The organism is Nitrosomonas cryotolerans ATCC 49181 (genome assembly GCF_900143275.1).
In the GTDB taxonomy this organism is placed as follows: Bacteria; Pseudomonadota; Gammaproteobacteria; order Burkholderiales; family Nitrosomonadaceae; genus Nitrosomonas; species Nitrosomonas cryotolerans.
Genome location: NZ_FSRO01000001.1, coordinates 1,396,070 through 1,416,205, shown reverse-complemented (window position 1 = coordinate 1,416,205; position 20,136 = coordinate 1,396,070). Strand labels below are relative to the sequence as shown.

14 protein-coding genes and 1 riboswitch are annotated in these 20,136 nt (G+C 44.9%); of the genes, 5 read left to right on the top strand and 9 right to left on the bottom strand.

Annotated features, from left to right (window positions below; genetic code table 11):
* Positions 1–47: 47 nt before the first annotated feature.
* From BUQ89_RS06335 to BUQ89_RS06325, 3 genes are read right to left on the bottom strand one after another with little or no spacing between them, the layout of a single operon-like run.
* Complete coding sequence (locus tag BUQ89_RS06335; protein ID WP_028461860.1) at positions 48–365, bottom strand: DUF2149 domain-containing protein; 318 nt, start codon at positions 363–365, stop codon at positions 48–50.
* A complete protein-coding gene (locus tag BUQ89_RS06330; RefSeq protein ID WP_028461861.1) occupies positions 358–822 on the bottom strand; it encodes a MotA/TolQ/ExbB proton channel family protein in 465 nt (154 codons plus the stop codon). The genes BUQ89_RS06335 and BUQ89_RS06330 overlap by 8 nt, the downstream gene beginning before the upstream one ends.
* Before the next feature lie 4 nt (positions 823–826).
* Positions 827–5,176, bottom strand: coding sequence for a cobaltochelatase subunit CobN (locus BUQ89_RS06325; RefSeq protein ID WP_074202533.1), 4,350 nt, complete (start codon positions 5,174–5,176; stop codon positions 827–829).
* A gap of 152 nt (positions 5,177–5,328) precedes the next feature.
* Positions 5,329–5,527, bottom strand: a riboswitch (cobalamin riboswitch).
* 515 nt (positions 5,528–6,042) lie between these two features.
* Here BUQ89_RS06325 and BUQ89_RS06320 point away from each other — a divergent pair.
* Both BUQ89_RS06320 and BUQ89_RS06315 read left to right on the top strand, forming a co-directional pair.
* A complete protein-coding gene (locus BUQ89_RS06320) occupies positions 6,043–7,842 on the top strand; it encodes an AAA family ATPase (RefSeq protein WP_028461863.1) in 1,800 nt (599 codons plus the stop codon).
* A 7-nt stretch (positions 7,843–7,849) separates the two neighbouring features.
* A complete protein-coding gene (locus BUQ89_RS06315; RefSeq protein WP_028461864.1) occupies positions 7,850–8,902 on the top strand; it encodes a DNA cytosine methyltransferase in 1,053 nt (350 codons plus the stop codon).
* Positions 8,903–9,275: 373 nt separating this feature from the next.
* On the opposite strand, the gene ubiD is transcribed toward BUQ89_RS06315, so the two are convergent.
* The 5 genes from ubiD to BUQ89_RS06290 form a co-directional block, all read right to left on the bottom strand.
* Positions 9,276–10,739, bottom strand: coding sequence for a 4-hydroxy-3-polyprenylbenzoate decarboxylase (gene ubiD / locus BUQ89_RS06310; protein ID WP_028461865.1), 1,464 nt, complete (start codon positions 10,737–10,739; stop codon positions 9,276–9,278).
* Positions 10,740–10,750: 11 nt separating this feature from the next.
* On the bottom strand, positions 10,751–11,611 hold the full coding sequence (gene ubiA / locus BUQ89_RS06305) for a 4-hydroxybenzoate octaprenyltransferase (RefSeq protein WP_036573345.1): 861 nt from the start codon (positions 11,609–11,611) through the stop codon (positions 10,751–10,753).
* Positions 11,608–12,150: a chorismate--pyruvate lyase family protein gene (locus BUQ89_RS06300; protein ID WP_028461867.1), complete on the bottom strand. Its 543-nt coding sequence runs from the start codon at positions 12,148–12,150 to the stop codon at positions 11,608–11,610. The genes ubiA and BUQ89_RS06300 overlap by 4 nt, the downstream gene beginning before the upstream one ends.
* A gap of 147 nt (positions 12,151–12,297) precedes the next feature.
* Positions 12,298–14,355, bottom strand: a complete 2,058-nt coding sequence (gene recG / locus BUQ89_RS06295; RefSeq protein ID WP_028461868.1) for an ATP-dependent DNA helicase RecG — start codon at positions 14,353–14,355, stop codon at positions 12,298–12,300.
* A gap of 41 nt (positions 14,356–14,396) precedes the next feature.
* Entirely contained in the window at positions 14,397–14,786 is a 390-nt protein-coding gene (locus BUQ89_RS06290) for a Rid family detoxifying hydrolase (protein ID WP_028461869.1), read from the bottom strand.
* Between the two features lie 364 nt (positions 14,787–15,150).
* Between BUQ89_RS06290 and murA the strand changes: the two genes are divergently transcribed.
* Positions 15,151–16,404 carry a UDP-N-acetylglucosamine 1-carboxyvinyltransferase gene (gene murA / locus BUQ89_RS06285; RefSeq protein WP_028461870.1) on the top strand — a complete coding sequence of 418 codons (1,254 nt, stop codon included), beginning with the start codon at positions 15,151–15,153 and terminating at the stop codon, positions 16,402–16,404.
* 93 nt (positions 16,405–16,497) lie between these two features.
* On the opposite strand, the gene BUQ89_RS06280 is transcribed toward murA, so the two are convergent.
* A complete protein-coding gene (locus BUQ89_RS06280; protein ID WP_028461871.1) occupies positions 16,498–17,151 on the bottom strand; it encodes a hypothetical protein in 654 nt (217 codons plus the stop codon).
* 468 nt (positions 17,152–17,619) lie between these two features.
* Between BUQ89_RS06280 and argH the strand changes: the two genes are divergently transcribed.
* Positions 17,620–19,020: an argininosuccinate lyase gene (gene argH / locus BUQ89_RS06275; protein WP_036573347.1), complete on the top strand. Its 1,401-nt coding sequence runs from the start codon at positions 17,620–17,622 to the stop codon at positions 19,018–19,020.
* A 166-nt stretch (positions 19,021–19,186) separates the two neighbouring features.
* Positions 19,187–20,071 carry a fructosamine kinase family protein gene (locus tag BUQ89_RS06270; protein WP_028461873.1) on the top strand — a complete coding sequence of 295 codons (885 nt, stop codon included), beginning with the start codon at positions 19,187–19,189 and terminating at the stop codon, positions 20,069–20,071.
* The last annotated feature ends 65 nt before the right edge of the window (positions 20,072–20,136 follow it).

Sequence of the window (20,136 nt, the reverse complement as noted above, 5' to 3'; positions counted from 1 at the left end):
AGAAAAATCCGGAAATAAACATACAGAACGGCTTTGATTCAAGAAGACTATTTGCCGATCAGAATCAATTTGCCCGTTTTAAGGTCACGATAAACTTGCCCAACTGATTCAAGCCCATCTGTGCCGCCCTGAGCTTCAGTAGGTAATTTGGGTAGCTCACTACCGGTTTTAATCACCTGGGTATTGGACTGGCCGGCCGTTTTCTGCGATGTTTGAAAGTGTTCTTCCAACTGACTGCTCATTGCTATCAAAGTGGCAATGAGTCCGCAGGCAAATACCAGCATCAAATCCAGTAAATTGGCCATCGGTCCAAGTGGCTCCTCATCACCTGAATTAAAACGGTCGTGTTGCCAGCGCCTAGCCATGAATGCCACCACAAGCATTTTGAGCCTCCATACAACGCAAGGCTTCATCGTACCAACGGCGTCGAACTCGGCCCAGCACAAATCCGATAATACCCACCAACAACCCCAGGACGGTCGTGTCAAAAGCTACACTCATGGCTGTTGTCAGAATGCTTAATTCGCCTGATCCCAAGGCAGCTAATCCAGGACCTAGCGGTATCAGAGTGCCCATTAATCCCAGCATGGGTGCGATCCGCGCCAGAAAATCACTGCGCTCGATACGATGCATGGCTAAGCGCTCTAGTCCGATCATATCGCCGCTGGACACCCAGGCAGGAATTGCTTTGAAACGTTCAGAAAATGCCATGCCAATTTCAACTATTGCAAGCGCTGAGAGCAATAATAATATCCAAATCACGGGCGTCAATAAATAACCAACCAGATTGTGCATAATGCCAATTGAACTTGAGCTAAACATCGAATTAGTCTCTCTTGCTTGTGATATTGGCTGCTGGCAATCTTGCCCCGCGTAACCAGCCAATCATTAATAATAAAATGAGCATTACTGATAAGGCATAAAGCAAAATATGATCAGGTGATGCGGTATCTTGCTCGGCATCATGCTCAGACTGTGAGTCCGCAGGTGTTTCAGTCGTATCGCCCTCCACCGTGATTTCAGTAATCATGATTGGCGTATCGACGACTTCTGGCGTCACTTTGGTTGCCTGCAATAAGGCTTGTAGCTGCGTATACTGATCTGTCGCGGTATACCCCTGCAACCATTGGTAAATTGGGTGATCTTGTGTGGTATGGCCACTGCCGGGCAGACCATGCGCCAGAACAAGAGCGACAAATTGTTCAGCAATCTGTTCGAGCGTTTGCTGATCAGCATCCCAGAAATCCTTTTGGGCCGCGACCAACATCAAAGCCAGCATATTAGTTTTTACATGTACGTTGTGGCCCTGTTGCAGAAATTGATCCAAACCCAGATTTAATTTGTCATCAATATAAACCTGCTTGACTTCATCCCAAACCCAGCTCTTAACCACACCAGGATTGGTGACCTGCCAGCCCCAAAGGTACTCAAGGAATTCGCTGCCCATGGTTCTGGCACCGGCATAACCTTCATCGATGAGCGGCTTGAGCCACTGGGGATTAAAAAAACGACCACGTAGTTCTGTTAATAATGCGGTTTGCAGCGGTTCGATTTTTAAATTATGGCTATCTGTATGTGACAGGATAAAATTATTGGGTACCTGGCCTGTCACTGTTTCCACAGCGAGACTCAATCCGCCCAGATAATCAAAAGAATCATTATTGTCGAGCAAACCATACAGGTTACTGGCACGCCCTAAATAGGTATTAGCAACCGTATCCAGGCGTTGGCGAAATAAATCTTGAGTCGCATCACCGTGTAAATCGATGCCATAGGCATGGCCCATACGATCAATATATGTTTTGGCTATTTGGCCCCTATCCTGCCAGGAACCCGAACGTTCAACCATACGATTAACACCCGCACCGTAGGAACCAGGCGGCGCACCAAACACGCGGTAAGTCGCTTCGCGCCCAGCTTGCGCGGGCTTAATTCCCGCATTTAAAGCAGCGCGGGCATCCGCAATCCAACGCGCGGCAACGCGGTTAATAACCAGTGGTTCGCGGCCGGGCTGAGCAATATGATCGAGTGGTGCCAGAGCGCTGTTTAATGCGTAGGTTAAAGCAGGATATTGTTCACGAATCAGATCGGAAGAAGCATCCAGCGCCATCAGTACGGCACGTTCTAACCAAACCAATTGTGCACCGTAGAGGTCACGAAATAATCCTGAGGTAGTAAACAAGGTATCACGCCGCAGACGAGGCGTTTTTTTGCCCTGCGGCCCGGTATCAATTAGATTGGTTAAATCAAGGCGCTCCAGCCCTTTAAAAATTCCCCTGCTATTCCATATTGGCCGCACACCGAGCATGTCAAAACCAAATGCAATCATGGCACCTTCGTCGCGCACCACATCAGATGCCCAAAGTACAATAGCATCCGCTTCCGCATCTTCCGCCTGATAAGTGCTTATGACAGTAGCAGCACGGGCTTTGGCCGCCAACTCAACACCGATCTGATAACCCAGCTGTGATGGAATCAGACTACCGTCCAATGCATAAAAATTACGCCCTGTTGGCAAAGCTTCGGGAGTTCGAATCGGGTCATTACCTTGACCAGCCAAGACATATTGACCGCCAAGCGCGGCCAATAATGCTTGTATTTCTGCTTTTGGCGATGCGCGTAACAATTGCGCCCAATCACTGCCCGCAGGTTTATTCTGGCTCATAGACCGCAGCATGGTTGCTACTGCATCACTAGACCAATCACGCCCAAAAACATGTAAACCTAATGGCATGAAATCTTCTTGCAGTATGGTCAAATAGTGCCCGACCTCATGCACCAATAATTCATCATCAATCTGATCAAATTCAGTAATACCGCGAACATCCAGCTCGTCGGACATGTTGGCAATCAATTCTTCCTTTAAATTTAACTCATCAATGACACGTTTGATATCACTGATGGCGCGCTGACGTATCGCTTCTGCATTAAAGGGCGCAGCTTCATAGCTTTCCACCAGCTGGCGTAGCGCCAATAAGCTGTCATACAGTTCAGTACTCTCAAGCGGCGGCGTTAGATGATCAATAATGACCGCTAAGCCGCGGCGCTTGGCTTGTATCCCTTCACCCACGCCATCTACAATGTAAGGATAAATACTGGGCAGATCACCTAATATGGCACTCGGATAGTCTTCCTCACTCATGCCAACGCGATGACGCGGTAAAAACTCATATGTGGAATGCCGCCCCAGGTGAATGACTGCATCCGCGCCGAAAGCCTGATTCAACCATTGATAAAACGCCATGTACTGATGCGGCGGTGGGAATGATAGGTTGGCATGCAGCAGCTCCTCATTGATCTCCCAGCCACGCGGTGGTTGGGGCCCCACAAAGATATTGCCAAACTGAATCCCGGGCAAAACAATCTTGCCGTCATGCACCATGACATAGCCGGGCGCATCACCCCAGCCACGAATGCCTTCTACACCTTGTGTAGTGATGGCATCAACCAGTTCCGCTGCATGATGCCAATCAATGTGATTAACATCATCATTGGCATAGACTGCATCCAGTTGATCAAGTAATTTCAATACGCGTTCACGCGCAGGGTGGTCTACGCCATCCAGTGCATGGTAAAGATTCTTGATAACACGCGCCATCAACCGCTGGCTAATGGTTTTATCTTCCAGTTGCACAGCCCGTTGCAATGTACTGTGTAGATATCCCAGCGGACCATGAACCATTTCCTGCTGTAGCGTTATAGGTAGCGTTGCAAACCATTGCTGATACTGCTGCTTATTCACCACCTGCACTCTGGTCGCCATATCGGCCAGTGCTTTTCCGTCTTCGGGCAGATTGACGCCATTCAGTTGCAATAAATCAAGCAATTCATCCGAGCTGGCAGGTAGCGTGCCCGTGTCATAACCTTCTGCCTGCAGCGCGGTTAGTATTTCAAATAAAGATTCGGGAACATTTAAGTTGTCTGCGCCAATATTATGGCGGCCCGGTGGATGGTTGTAATAGACAATCGCCAGTTTTTTATCCTTGTTGGCCTTGGTCTGCAGTGTCAGCCACCGATTGACCCGTTGCCCCAGCAGCTTGACTTGAGACGGAATGGTTTGTGATAAGGCAAGTTTCGCACCTGTCAGACGGTCGATGCTCGCATCACCCAAAGCAGCAACCACCATCGGCTGCGTAACGCCTTGTAATTCAGGCATAGCAACACGATAATGCACGGAGTCCCAACTGAGTCCTTCTTCCGATAACAACCAATCCGTCTCGGTATTACTGCTGAGTCGGATCGCCTTAATTACGGGCACATTCAAAGCCTCAAATTGTTCAGTGACCCGCTCACGACCTTCGCCACCACCGACAACAAAATTCTGCAATGATATTAACGCGCGAATGCGGCTGCTCTGATCAACCAGTGTTTGCATAGCAAGTACACTGGCCGTCCCCCAGCCAGCCAGTACCGACATGCACCCAGTTGATGCTTGTTCTAATAAACCACACAACTCATCCAGTAATTTTTTCTCACCAGGCCGATCACCCATTTCATAATCCAGCAGTACCACCCAGGATGATTTCTGCGAGAAATCGAATTGATCTAACCGATAAAACGCATCGCGATAATAGGCCCGGATAGGCGCCACCAGATGCGGCCTGCCTTTTGTTTCTGAATTGTTCTGCAAATGATTGAGATGAGCGAATAAACCCTGCATATTGGCACTGCTGCGCCCCAACCAAAACAAACGTGACAGCAACCAATCGTGTTGCTGAGGAAATTTTTCTAAGCGGGATTCGAGCCACTTATCAGCATCTTGATCAGGATCGGGGTTTTGCATAAGTGCCTCAATATCAGCACTAACCAGTAATTGTTTACCACGTATCTGTGAGGCGGTTACTAACTGACGATCACTATGTACAGCAACAAAATTATCAACCATATTTTGCTGCAAAGAACTGCTCAGCAATGTCGCTACATTACCAAATACACCGCCAGCAAATACCAGTTCAGCCGATTGCAATAACTGTCGTTGCTCACCAGGATCAAGATCAAGCCATTGCTCAGTAGTACGTACCTGTATCGTAATATTTGAATTCTGTTGCAGAAAAGTATGTGCACCACTGACAACATCAGGTGCATTCTGAGGTGAAACAATGGCGACAATAGTGGCTGCGTGAACAGGCACAACTACTATCAGAAAAAATAAGGCGCAAAGCAATCGTTTAGTCACAGGTAAGTTCCAAATGAGAAAAGAACAGAACTGAGAAACGGGGGGATTGAAGACAGAGAACTGGAATAACGCTGACAGATCGTTCATATGACAATCTGATTATCAATTAGCGTCAAGCGGAGAGCCTCTATGATTGCACCCCCCGGCAATCAGAAAATAATGTTTTTATGGCAGGTCTTCTGGCTCACGTATCGTCATTAAGTACCAACCTTCCCAAAATCTGTTTGACAGACTTCAGTGGTTATTCAGTATCACTGCGGTACTTAACTCCACGCATACAGTTGCGGGGACAGCTTCGTTTAAACGAATTCCCTATTATCTCGGCAAGAGACCATAGAAACTGCGGTTATTATACGTTTTTTAGACTACAAATGTGAAACGGCTGTTTACAACCGACTTTTAACCGCTCTATATAGCCTACTCATTTCTGACTAGCTCTACTATTTCTTACTTCTCTTTCTATTCAATCATTGCATTGCTGTCATAATCGCGATCTACCAGCAAATAATCCGCATCAGGTTCCTCGATCAAGGATCAGCCTGCGTTCAATCCGTTGTGGTACCTTGTATAATAGAAATGCTGACCGGCGTCCCTGCGATGTGAATGTGTCATATGAGATCCTTTCGTTTTTATAAGCGCCTCATATTTCTCGTTTCGTGACTATATTATTTAACAAATCTCATAGATGTAATCACTATTTAGTCATTGTTTACGCGGTATCCAGGCTACTATCTTAAAAAAACAGTAAATCTTTGCATCAAGGTGAAAATAATTGAATTACATGACAGCCCCATTGTATATAGCATAGCAAGACTTGATCCCCTATTTATTTCGGCCGAGCATTTTAATCACATTTTGAGTTTTTTATGAGCACTGACATTACTACATTAGAAGAAATGCACCAGAAGAAAATCTTTGAACCATTCATTAGATCTATAAGATTTCCTCTTTATAGAAACCTAACCGAAAATATAGAAATTAAATTCGACTTTCCCATCACGGCTATAACCGGCCAGAATGGCTGTCATAAAAGTTCCGTTTTAAGAGCTCTATTTGGCTGTCCTGAAGGCTATAGTATTAGTAACTTTTGGTTTTCAACTAATATAGATCCAATAGTAGAGCGCTCTAGATATATTTATAAGACTTATAACGAACACTATGATTGCAACGCTGAAATTATACAGTCTCGCATTACTAAGCCTAACAATCCTGATTACTGGGAAACGTCTAGACCATTAAAAGGTGACGGCATGAGTCCTTTACCAGAAGATAAAGATGAGGAAAGTTTTGCAGCTAAAGGGAGATCACAAACTAGATGGAAAAAAATCAATAAAAACATTGTGTTTATTGACTTCAGAAGTGAAATAAGTGCTTTTGACAAGGCTCTTTATCACGGGAATCTGTCGACAACCTTAAGTGGGAAATCAAAACAGTGCTTTATTAGATCTAAAAGCTCTTTATTAAAAAAAGTTATTGAAAATGATCTGGCAAGCTATAAGCCGTACAATGGTAAAAAAGAAAAAGTTCAAAACAATATCTTATTAAACTCTAATCAAATTAGCAAAGTGTGTGAAATACTTGGAAAAAATTATAGTGAAATAAGACTAGTAAATCATAAGCTTTTTAATAAGGATGGTGGATATTCAGCTATTATAAAAGTTGATGATTTGAACTATAGCGAGGCTTTTGCTGGCAGTGGAGAGTTTGCAGCGATAATGCTTGTTTACAAAGTAACGAGCTCCAATCCTAAATCACTTATAATTCTTGATGAACCTGAAGTGTCATTACACCCGGGTGCACAGGAACGAGTAATGAATTTTCTTTTTGAAATGGTAAAAGCTAACCATCATCAAGTGGTATTGGGAACACATAGTCCCTTTCTAATAGAAAAATTACCAGAAAATGCCATAAAGACTTTGTTTCTAAATCCAACTACCAATAAAGTCGACATAATTAATGAAACGCTAAAAAGCAATGCATTTCATTACCTTCAGGTAAATTCACATAAGAAATTAACATGCTATGTTGAGGATGAACTTGCAAAAGCTTTAGTAGATAAAGCGTTAGAATCTCTTGGTGAAGGGGTTGCTACTACTGGCATACTGATTGAATACTTACCTGGTGGAGTTAACTATTTACAGTCTGCTATAATCCCTCCAATCGTGTATATTGATAGAAAAGATGTTATTTTCCTTCTTGATGGCGATCAAGAACCGGGCTTCGTTCTTGAAAATGTTGATATAAATTTGCTTAATATATCCAAACTTGAATGTCATGTTGAAAAAATTTATAAGTCGACTCCTAAAACCCCCGTTGATAGCAACAAGAAAAGTGGTTTAAATGAAATTCAGAAAAGAGAAGCATACATAAAGCTACTGAATTTTGCCAAAAGTAGCATCGGCTACCTTCCAGAAAAAACTCCTGAAGAATTCATCTGGAAACATATGAAAAAGGACGATTTAACTGCAGAAATAGAGCATATTTCTCCTCATCCCCATAATTATAAAAAACTTTTTAGTCAGCTAACGGAAAAAACGCTCGGCCTCCCCTCATATAAAAGCGCAAAATCGCAGGATATTTTGATTGTGCAAAAGATAAAACTGACAACACTAGACCCAAAACTACTTGAGCCCATTTCAAACTGGATAAAAACACATTTAACGTGAGGATGTTATGAAAGTTAAGGTGTTCGACTTCTTTTCTGGCTGTGGTGGCACCAGTGTCGGCATGCAAGAAGCTGGCTTTGAAATAACATTTGCTGTGGACATCGATAAAGATGCAACTGATACATTCAAGAAAAACTTTCCAAATACAGTAGTTGTCACTAATGACATCAAGAAGATTCCAGAATCATTTCTAAAGGAACATATAGAACCAAAAGATTCAATCACACTGTTTTGTGGTTGCGCACCTTGCCAACCATTTTCTAGACAGAATAAACAAAAAAAAGATGATGACCCCAGGAGAGAATTACTGGCTGAATTCTCTAGATTTGTTAAGTTTTGGCTGCCCGATTTCGTAGTGATTGAAAATGTTCCTGGCTTACAGAAACTAAAAAATAATGAAAACGGTCCTTTTGCTAATTTCTTACAGCTGCTAGATAATCTTGGTTATAAATATGGCTATTCTATTTTACCTGCCGCTGCATATGGTGTACCTCAAATTAGAAATAGGCTTGTTTTAATTGCATCTATAAAAACAAAAGTTACCCTTCCTCCATTTACTCACGGGAAAGGCTCTGATACGCCATATTCTACTGTTAAAGATTGGATTGATAACTTGCCTCCTTTATCTGCAGGAGAAGTAGATAGTCACGACCCTGACCATCAAAGCGCTGCACTATCTGATGTTAATTTAGAGCGTATAAAATTGACTCTCGAAGGTGGTGATAGAAGGGACTGGCCTGATCATCTAAAGCTTGACTGTCATAACAACTATACAGGCCACAGTGATGTATACGGACGCTTAAGTTGGAGTAAACATGCCAGTGCGCTTACTACAAGATGTATAAGCTACTCTAATGGAAGATTCGGTCATCCTAATCAAGATAGAGCTATTTCAATCAGAGAAGCGGCTTGCTTACAAACATTTCCTCGCGACTATAAGTTTTGTGGCACACTCAACTCAAAAGCTAAGCAAATAGGAAATGCGGTCCCGCCATTAATGGCTCAAAAAATAGCTGAGCATATTATTTTTCTGTTGAAAGAAAATAAAAAATATCCGTAGCTTTCTAAATTCGCTGAGTGCGGGTTTTTCTATACCTATCATCCTAATGTTCCGAGTTATAGTCAAAATCTGGTGTATGGAAGATTAAGCAGCGTCCGTCCATACTTCGTCTGATATATCATGCCTGCGATGTGAATGTGTCATATGAGATGACTTGCATTTTTATAAGAGTTTCATATTAAGACCGCTGCATAACTGGTTATCTCGGACTGGGCAAGGTTTTTAAGTGTTTGATTCATCAATGCTGCAAGTAATCAGAAAAACTCAAAAACACAGTTATGCAGCGGTCTTATATTTTTCATTTCGTGACTAAGTTATTTAACAAATCTCGTAGATGTATGATGCACAGGATCATCCTGCCTTCAGATCATAATCACAGCCCCAGGTCGCTCCACATCGCATCGACTCGCTGCTGGATAGCTGTATCCATCGCAATGGGTCTGCCCCATTCACGTGTCGTTTCACCGGGCCATTTGTTGGTGGCATCCAGTCCCATCTTTCCACCCAGACCTGAGACAGGGCTTGCGAAGTCCAGATAATCAATCGGGGTATTTTCTACGATTAAAGTGTCACGAGCAGGATCAACGCGCGTTGTAATGGCCCAGATGACTTCTTTCCAGTCACGAATATCCACATCATCATCCGTCACAATGATGAATTTGGTATACATAAACTGGCGCAGAAAACTCCAGATTCCAAACATGACCCGTTTGGTATGACCGGCATATTGCTTTTTCATACTGACCACGGCCATGCGGTAGGAACAGCCTTCCGGTGGCAGATAAAAATCGGTGATTTCCGGAAATTGCTTTTGTAATAGCGGAACAAAAACTTCATTCAAAGCGACACCCAGAATAGCGGGTTCATCCGGTGGCTTGCCCGTATAGGTAGAGTGATAAATGGGATCACGCCGCATGGTTATGCGCTCAATGGTAAAGACGGGAAAAGTTTCCTGTTCATTATAGTAGCCGGTATGATCGCCATAAGGCCCTTCCAAAGCCGTTTCATCAGGATAAATCGCACCTTCCAATATCATTTCTGCACTGGCCGGCACTTGCAGGTCATTACCGATACACCGGATCACTTCAGTTTTAGAGCCACGCAATAATCCCGCAAATTGATATTCGCTTAAACTATCGGGTACAGGCGTTACGGCACCCAGTATGGTTGCGGGATCGGCACCCAATGCCACTGATATTGGATAAGGTTGACCCGGATTGGCCAAACAGAATTCACGAAAATCCAATGCCCCGCCACGATGCGCCAGCCAGCGCATAATCACTTTATTGGGCCCGATGACTTGCTGCCGGTAAATACCTAAATTTTGTCGCGTCTTATGCGGGCCCCGTGTGACCGTTAAGCCCCAGGTAATCAATGGCGCAATATCACCGGGCCAGCAAGTCTGAATGGGCAATCGACTCAGATCAACGTCTTTTCCTTCCCAGACCACTTCCTGGCAGGGGGCACGACTCAATTCTTTGGGAGTCATATTCAGCACCTGTTTGAGCACCGGAAACTTGTCCCAGGCATCTTTCAAACCCTTGGGTGGGTCCGGCTCCTTCAGATAAGCCAATAGTTTGCCGACTTCACGCAGGGCGGCTACCGATTCCTGCCCCATACCCATTGCAACCCGCTGGGGGGTGCCAAATAAGTTGCCCAATACGGGTATGCTGTGCCCTTTCGGCTTTTCGAATAAAATGGCAGGACCGCCCGCTTTTAAGATCCGATCACAGATTTCGGTCATCTCCAGGCAAGGATCAACCTCAGCGGTCACACGTTTAAGCTCACCTTGTTTTTCCAGTTGCGCGATAAAGTCACGCAGGTCTTTATATTTCATTTCAAATCCAACTATGTGATCAAATCAAGGGCAATACCGGCAAACACGACCGCTCCCACCCAGTTATTATGTAAAAATGCCCGGAAACACTGTTTAGCGTTTCGATTCCGAATCAGACTATATTGGAAAATAATCAGACACAACGCGACAGACAGCCCTGCATAGTAGGCGACACCCATCTCTATCAGTAATCCGACAATACCCATCATGCCCAGAAAAATGAAGTGGCACAGCATTACACCCCATACATCAAAACGCCCAAAAGTAATGGCTGAAGTCTTAATTCCGATTTTAAGATCATCAGCCTTATCTACCATGGCATACTCGGTATCATATGCAATCACCCAAAACAGGTTTGCAATCATCAGCAGCCAGACTGTTACCGGCAATGCATTCGTTTGTGCAGCAAACGCCATGGGAATACCAAAACTGAATGCAATCCCTAAATAAGCCTGTGGCATGGCAAGAAACCGCTTGGTAAAGGGATAGCTGGCGGCCAGAAATAAGGCACATACCGACAGCATTATTGTCAGCTGGTTTAATGGCAAAATAAGCAAAAACGCACAAAAACTCAGGCCGGCTGCCAGCAATAAGGCTTCCCGGGTCGTCACAGATCCGGTTGCAAAAGGCCGATTTTTAGTGCGCTCAACATGCAGGTCAATTTTTCTGTCAGCATAGTCATTGATGACACAACCGGCTGAACGCATCAGGATTGTACCCATGATGAATATCCCCAGAACGAGTCCATCCGGTAACCCGCCGGCCGCCAGCCATAATCCCCACAACATGGGCCACAAAAGCAGCAAAATACCAATGGGCTTATCCAGCCGCATCAGGCGCCCGTAGACTTTCAAACGATTCGTTGTGATCACAGTGTTAATTCCAGAATTGCAGGTAGATAGACTTCCGTAACCAAAATAGATTGTCCCTGTAAAGTAAACAATGAACGCCGTGCCCATAGATTAGATGGCCTGCTTTGTAATTTCGAGCAAGCACGCACGAAAAGAAAATGGCCGGCATTCAGCTTTTTAAATTCGAGTGGCGTACGCTTTATTCTGGGATTTGTAAACAATACCGTTCCGAGTGATCGGTTACCCAGTCCGCTGAGTCCTCGCCAGGCGCCCCGTAAATCTTTCCGGGCCACGACCGAATGCGCAAATATCACGGGCGTATCGCCACAATACAAATAAACTTCCCGCACCATGGCCAGTTCACCATAGCGTAGCCCCATGATAGTCCATTCATCCTTGTACACTTTCGCGAGTGACTGGAATACAGGTCTGACATGAAAATCATTGCAACGGGCTTGTATACGACGTGTCAGCGAACCACGGTCTTGTAACCAACTACGATTACGGCAAGAAATCGAGATCAACGCGGGATGCCATGCCGATGGCTGGAGAATATTCATCGTAACAAACAAAATGGGGGATTATAAAGCAGCAAAACAAAAAGCTGACGTCCACTTTCCTAAAAAAGTATCTTCTGATTCAAATTACCAGATAATGCAGGCGGTCACAATGACGCGCACCTGAATCCGGTCAGGGATGCGCCCAAATTACACGCGCAAATAAAAGTGCTTTTCTCCCAGCCAGCGCCGTATATGCTGCGAAGCAAACTGAGGAAAATGGCGGAGAATCTCTTCTGCGGCATTTTTAACCGTATTGAGCAATGCTTTTTCCTGTTCCAGATCGACAAAGCGCAGCATGGGTAAGCCACTCTGACGCGCACCCAGCAGCTCTCCCGGACCACGCAAACACAAATCCTGGCGGGCAATCTCAAAACCATCCGAGTGTTCAAAAATAATTTTGAGTCGCAGGCGCGCCATTTCTGATAATGGTTTCTGATACAGCAAAATACAAATACCAGCGTCTACTCCACGTCCGATACGCCCGCGCAACTGATGTAGCTGTGACAGCCCCATCCGCTCCGCATGCTCAATGACCATCAGGGAAGCGTTGGGAATATCCACGCCCACTTCAATGACGCTCGTGGCAATCAATAACTGAATCTCACCCTGTTTGAAACGAGCCATGACCTCGGATTTTTCCTGCATCGTCAACCGTCCATGTATCAGACCTGTTTTCAACTCCGGGAAGATCAGATTCAGGCGTTCAAAAGTTTCCAGGACCGTTTTCAGTTGCAGTGTTTCAGATTCTTCAATCAGCGGACAGACCCAATAAGCTTGCCTGCCCTCACGGCAAGCGGCTCGTATGCGCATAATGATTTCATCCCGACGATTCTCAGCAATCAGTTTGGTTATCACAGGACGCCTTCCCGGCGGCAACTCATCGATCACCGATAGATCGAGATCCGCATAATAGCTCATAGAAAGTGTACGCGGGATGGGTGTGGCGCTCATCATCAATTGATGCGGTAGAAAATCGGCTTTGGCACCCTTGCCACGTAACGCCAGACGCTGATGGACACCAAAACGATGCTGCTCATCCATAATAACCAGCCCCAATCGGTTAAATACGACCGTTTCCTGAAATAAGGCGTGCGTCCCGATCGCAAGCATGGCTTCTCCTGTCGCAATCGCAGTCAGTGCCGCATGGCGTTGTTTCTTCTTCTGACTACTGGCCAGCCAGACCACCGTCACACCCAAAGGCACAAACCAGCCGGATAATTTCTGAAAGTGTTGTTCGGCAAGAACCTCGGTAGGTGCCATCAACGCGACCTGGTATTCATTTTCTATCGCCTGTAATGCAGCCAGCGCAGCCACGGCAATCTTGCCACTCCCCACATCACCCTGCAACAAACGCTGCATGGGATGGGGTGTTGCCAAATCGCGACTGATCTCAGAAACGGTTCTTTTTTGCGCACAAGTCAGCTCATAGCCAAGCAGATCTAATAATGCCCGGGTCAGTCTGTTCTGTTTTAACAATAACGGGGCATGGCCGCGCCGGCGCTGATGATAATGCAAGCGCATGGATAATTGTTGCGCCAGTAATTCATCAAATTTAATTCGATACCAGGCCGGATGTCTACGTGTCTGCAATAAATGAACCGACGCATCTGGCGGAGGATGGTGTAGCAACAGAACGCTCTCTTTAAAACCGGTTAACCGGTAATGTTTGAGAATCTCATCGGGTAACGTTTCAGAAAGGTGATTTTCGTGGGTGGGGCAACTCAACGCTTGCCTGATTAACTTGCTGAGCGTTTTCCGGGAAACCCCGGTTATCACTGAGCAAACCGGTGTCAGCGTGTTCGCGAGCGGATCGCCTTTCTGGACGATACGGCATTTTGGATGAATCATTTCGATACCCCGGAAACCGGTGCGTATTTTTCCCAATAGCCGTACCCGTGTTCCTATGGCGTAAGCTTTAATCTGACTGCTGTAAAAATTCAGGAATCGAATAAAAAGCATTCCGCTACTATCTTTTACCTGACACACCCATTGTCGCCGGGGTTGCGACACTATTTCGCTAGACACAATCACGCCTTCAACCTGAACCACCTCACCTTCAGACACATCCTTGATCGTACAAAGGTGCGTCTCATCTTCATAACGTATCGGAAAATGAAGAATGAGATCCGATGCATTGTCGATCCCCAGTCGAGAGTATTTTCCCCGCACAGACTGATTACCGGGTTTTATGACGGCCGACGCGATTAAACCGACCCGTTGATCCTGTTTATTCCCCCGCACCCACACTAACCATGGATGACCATGACCGCATCCATTTCAACCAGGGCGTCGCGCGGCAATGCTTTCACACCCACTGCTGCACGCGCTGGATAAGGCTCAACGAAATAACCGGCCATAATCTCGTTTAATCTGGCAAAATCTTCGAGATCGGTTAAATAAATATTTAATTTAACGATATCACTCAGGCTGCCCCCGCTTGCAGCCGCCACTGCTCTCAAATTCAGAAACACTTGCTGAATCTGTGCGTCAATGCCATCGACCATTTGCATGGTAACCGCATCCAGTCCAATTTGACCCGAAAGATAAACAGTCTCTCCCCCACTCACACGCACTGCTTGAGAATAAGTCCCGATAGCTTCGGGGGCATCTTTAGTTTGAATAATTTGTTTTGTCATTTCATTTCCTGAAATCGTAAAAAGAATGTTTCCCCATTTTAGTCTTATTTCAAATACCAATCTATTATCAGACTTATCAGTAACTATTTAATTTACTGTAAAATAATGAAATGTTATTCACCAACAATGTATTTTTATCCATAAACCCTGCATATTCAAGGATTAACACGATTTATCAGTGATTTAAATACAATACAATTATTCAAAAAGCAGCACAAATTCGGCCTTACAATCATTCCTGTTACGCCATGATGCAGCAGATTCTGGTCTATTTCAGTAAAGCTAACTCTTAAACTGTGCTCATTTTCATCATTACTCAGTCAGGCAATATTGACCTCATTCTTCTAAAGTTTTTTTCTAATCAATGCAAAAACTAGTTATCCAGGGTGGCTCACCTCTTCGCGGTGAAATCAATATCTCCGGTGCAAAAAATGCGGCGCTGCCTGTCCTGTGTGCCGCTTTACTCACCAGCGATACATTAAGAATTGAAAACGTTCCCTATCTCAAGGATGTGACAACCATGTTGATACTACTTGAACAAATGGGGATCTCTGTTTTAAATAGCAGTGAATCCGAAATAGAGTTAACCGCCGCACAGCTTTCCAGTCTTGTCGCGCCTTACGAGATGGTTAAAACAATGCGAGCAGCCATTTTAGTTCTGGGGCCCATGCTTGCACGTGCGGGAGAAGCCACTATTTCCCTGCCCGGTGGCTGTGCCATTGGTCTACGACCTGTTGATCAACATATCAAAGGCTTACGGGCAATGGGCGCAGAAATCAAGATTGAACATGGCTATATTCACGCCCTGGCAAATCAGCTGCAGGGTGCACATATTGTGATGGATATTATTACGGTCACCGGCACTGAAAATCTCATGATGGCCGCAACACTGGCCTCAGGCACAACTATTCTCGAGAATGCTGCACGAGAGCCAGAAGTCATTGATCTGGCCAATTGTTTAATTGCAATGGGTGCAAAAATTCAGGGCGCGGGCAGCGATACTATTACCATTGAAGGAGTCAAGACCCTACACGGCACAACCCATCGTGTGATGCCAGACCGTATTGAAACCGGCACCTTTCTAACCGCAGCGGCTGCCAACAGAGGTGACATTCATCTGAAAGAAACACGGCGTGATTTACTGGATGCCGTACTCGATAAACTGACCGAAGCGGGCGCAACCATTAAATCAGGGGAAAACTGGATCAGTTTAAAAATGGACACAACCCCCCGATCAGTGAATCTGCGGACTGCACCCTATCCAGCCTTTCCAACCGATATGCAGGCACAATTCATGGCTATGAATTGTATTGCTGACGGCACCGCTATCATGACTGAAACCATATTTGAGAATCGCTTCATGCATGTACAGGAATTAAAGCGCATGAATGCCAATATCAAGGTAGAAGGTAATACCGCCATCGTGAAAGGCAATTTAAAACTGGAAGGCACTAACGTTATGGCAACAGATCTGCGTGCATCCGCCAGTTTAGTTATTGCTGGATTGGCTGCTCAGGGTGAAACAATCATAGACCGCATTTACCACCTTGATCGTGGATATGCATGCATTGAAGAAAAATTATCACATTTAGGCGCAAAAATCAGTCGTATCAACTAAAAAAACCCCTGGAAATATCCAGGGGTTTTTTCGGTAACATCATCTGACAAGGTTTGTATTTTAACTTCAGCTAACCTCTATCATCAATTGATATTAATTTTTCAGCACTGCCTGATTGTAGCTCACTACAATGGTACCCAAACGGGTATTCAGTCCCATGACCGGAACAACCAGTAATTTTTTGCCGTTAACATTAGACTTCACAGTAATGCGCTGCTGATTTAAAACTTCGGCGGGATAGAGCTCAGAGCCAGCCGCTTCTTCAAGCCGCTTATCCGTTGAAATCAGCAATTGACCATCATCACCAATGAGTACGACTTTTTCAGTATCCTTGAGCTTAACAACTTCATTTAGATATTGGCTAATCTGATCAAGATTGTTACGAATCAGCTCACCACGTACTGCCCAGGATAAAACCAACCCAAAGCGCTCTTCTTCTTTATTATATTCTTTATCGGCATGCTCAAGAGCTTGCTGGGTTATCGTAGCCCGTTCATTTTCAAGCTTGTTAGCCAGTTCCGACTCGAGTTTACTGACCGCAATTTGTTTCCAGGAGAAAATAATGATTATCAATGCCAGAAATACCAAACCGTACCAAATGGGTAATTTCATCTGTGGCAATTTGGCAAGCGGCTCAAACTTGTCGCTCAATATGGAATAAAGTGTGGCAACCTTTGATTGTCCGGCCTGTTCATTCTTTGATTGTCCGGCCTGTTCATTTTCGTTTTGCTTGTTCTGATCCGTCATAGATAACTCCTTGTATATGTGCCAGGGGAAAAGGTTCCAATTATCCACTAATCCGTATAGAAGGGAAAGAAGTGGACGCTAAAATTTGATGCCACGTATTTTTTTCCCGGAAAAATAAAATTCAAAGGCAATCTGGTCATCCTGATGGTAAAAAATATTGCAAAATAAATGTATCCGTATTTTGTTTTATACTTGTACTTAGTAAAGAACAGCCTACAAGCCAGTAAAAAAGTAAATCACACCAGATTAATTCGGAATTTTAACCCTCCGCCGGACTGAAACAATCACAACATGCAAGGCGGGGGGAAAAAGCAAAGATTTCCTAATCCGGCCAGTGAATCTTTGGATGTGTTGTGGCGCACTATGTGATAGAAATGCGGGCAATTCGGCCAAGCACTCTTCCTGTGATAAAAAACAAATCGACCTTGTGGCTGGCAGCCTCCTGGCACAGAATGATAACCCCTACTAATGGAGAAAAACACAGCTGTGAAAAACAATCAAAAAAACTGGTCTGGACGATTCAATGAACCCGTCTCAGAGTTGGTACAACGCTATACCGCATCGGTGGACTTCGATCAGAGATTAGCCGCATATGATATCCAAGGATCGCGGGCGCATGCACAAATGCTCTCAGCTCAGGGAATTATCAGTACTCAGGATTTAGCCGCCATTGAGCAGGGTCTGGATCAGATTCACCATGAAATCCGTGTCGGAAAATTTATTTGGCGACAGGAATTAGAAGATGTACACCTTAACATCGAAAAACGCCTGACCGATTTAGTCGGTGACGCAGGTAAACGGTTACATACGGCACGTTCACGCAATGATCAGGTGGCCACAGACATACGATTATATCTGCGCACATCGATAGATGAAATTATCAGTCTCATTAGACTAATGCAAAGGGCCTTATTAGATCTTGCTGAAAAACATACTGATACAGTCATGCCAGGTTTCACACATTTGCAGGTAGCGCAGCCTGTCTCCTTAGGCCATCATCTCATGGCCTACTTCGAAATGCTCAAACGCGATATTGGCCGGTTATCTGACTGTAGAAAACGGGTCAATCAACTGCCATTGGGGGCGGCTGCATTAGCCGGAAGCAGTTACCCCATTGATCGCGAACAAGTTGCACGGCAGCTTGATTTCGAAGGTATCTGCGAAAACTCGCTCGATGCGGTCTCGGACCGGGATTTTGCTATCGAGTTCTGTGCCTGCGCAACCCTGATCATGACACACTTATCACGTTTATCTGAAGAACTCATCTTGTGGATGACACCCGCATTCAGCTTTATCACACTCGCGGATCGGTTCTGTACAGGTTCATCCATCATGCCGCAGAAGAAAAATCCGGATGTGCCTGAGTTGGTCCGTGGTAAAACCGGACGTATTAATGGCCACCTGGTTGCGCTGCTCACATTAATGAAAGCCCAGCCGCTGGCTTACAATAAAGATAATCAGGAGGATAAAGAGCCCTTATTTGACACGGTCGATACGCTGGTTGATACATTACGGATTTATACAGACATGTTGGCAGGTATCCAGGTTAATCAACACGCAATGCGTGCCTCGGCAACACGTGGCTATGCAACTGCTACAGATTTGGCGGATTATCTGACCAAAAAGGGTTTACCATTTCGTGATGCACATGAAGTCGTTGCAAAAACGGTTCAGTATGCGGAAAGAAAAGGCTGCGATTTGAGCGAATTGGATTTATCAGAATTACAAACATTTTCACCACAAGTTGAGGCGGATATCTTTGCGATACTCACACTGGACGGCTCAATGAAAAGCCGTGCGCATGTGGGTGGCACCGCTCCACAACAAGTACAGGCAGCAATCAAGCGTGCCAGAAAGTGGTTATCCTGAAAGCAGACAATCAATTGATCAGGTTCTATTTATAGCCATCCTCATCTTCTTATATGATTTACTGTATACTTCAGAAACTCCAACAACAGCATTGGCGGCGCCTTATTTTCCATATCCAGGATGGATCCATACCTTTATTTCCCTGTCACTATCAGGATAATAGAATATGATCGCATGGCCTGAGATTGCCGCGCAAATTTCAACTGCAACACAGCGTCCCTTCACTGCAAAAGCAATTTCTGTCATTAAAGGCGGGTGCATTAATGAAGCCTACCGTGTTGCAGATGATAACCAGCGCTTCTTTATCAAGCTTAATACATCGGATAGCCTACCCATGTTTGAGGCGGAAGCCGCTGGACTCATGGAGATCCATCATTCCCATACATTACGCGTACCGCTACCCATATGCTGGGGAAGGAATGAATGCCATGCATGGCTAGTACTCGAATACCTGGAGATCCGCAGCCATACGCAGGGCAATGCAAAAGATCTGGGTGCAAGACTCGCCGCAATGCACCACACTGGCTCAACCCAATTTGGCTGGGTACGCAATAATACCATTGGCAACACGCCTCAGATTAATACGCCTTCTTTGGATTGGCCACAATTCTGGCGCACACACCGATTGGGTTTTCAATTGGACCTTGCCAGAACGAATGGTTACACGGGGAAATTACAAGCACTGGGCGGACAACTGATAGCTGAGCTCGATGCTTTTTTTGTGGGTACATCACCAACACCATCATTACTACATGGTGACTTATGGAGCGGCAATTATTCTTTTGATCTATCAGGACAACCGGTACTGTTTGATCCGGCCGTATATTATGGTGATCGCGAAGCAGATATCGCCATGACTGAACTTTTTGGTGGCTTCCCTGCCAATTTTTATGCTGCTTATCGACATGCTTACCCGCTTGATTCCGGGTATAATATACGTAAAATAATCTATAATCTCTATCATATTTTGAATCATTTGAATTTATTTGGTCGCAGTTATCTTAACCAGGCTGAACAAATGATGCATAAATTGCTTGCTGAAATTCGCTAATAACCACGGGATAACTAAATCGAATTCCATGTTTTATAAACACCCGCTAATCTGTTTCATCCAAC

Bases quoted from the DNA above. Each gene is read 5' to 3' on its own strand.
- BUQ89_RS06335 (WP_028461860.1), bottom strand. From the start codon at position 365: ATGGCTAGGCGCTGGCAACACGACCGTTTTAATTCAGGTGATGAGGAG.
- BUQ89_RS06330 (WP_028461861.1), bottom strand. From the start codon at position 822: ATGTTTAGCTCAAGTTCAATTGGCATTATGCACAATCTGGTTGGTTAT.
- BUQ89_RS06320 (WP_028461863.1), top strand. From the start codon at position 6,043: ATGAGCACTGACATTACTACATTAGAAGAAATGCACCAGAAGAAAATC.
- BUQ89_RS06315 (WP_028461864.1), top strand. From the start codon at position 7,850: ATGAAAGTTAAGGTGTTCGACTTCTTTTCTGGCTGTGGTGGCACCAGT.
- ubiD (WP_028461865.1), bottom strand. From the start codon at position 10,739: ATGAAATATAAAGACCTGCGTGACTTTATCGCGCAACTGGAAAAACAA.
- BUQ89_RS06300 (WP_028461867.1), bottom strand. From the start codon at position 12,150: ATGAATATTCTCCAGCCATCGGCATGGCATCCCGCGTTGATCTCGATT.
- BUQ89_RS06290 (WP_028461869.1), bottom strand. From the start codon at position 14,786: ATGACAAAACAAATTATTCAAACTAAAGATGCCCCCGAAGCTATCGGG.
- murA (WP_028461870.1), top strand. From the start codon at position 15,151: ATGCAAAAACTAGTTATCCAGGGTGGCTCACCTCTTCGCGGTGAAATC.
- BUQ89_RS06280 (WP_028461871.1), bottom strand. From the start codon at position 17,151: ATGACGGATCAGAACAAGCAAAACGAAAATGAACAGGCCGGACAATCA.
- argH (WP_036573347.1), top strand. From the start codon at position 17,620: ATGGAGAAAAACACAGCTGTGAAAAACAATCAAAAAAACTGGTCTGGA.
- BUQ89_RS06270 (WP_028461873.1), top strand. From the start codon at position 19,187: ATGATCGCATGGCCTGAGATTGCCGCGCAAATTTCAACTGCAACACAG.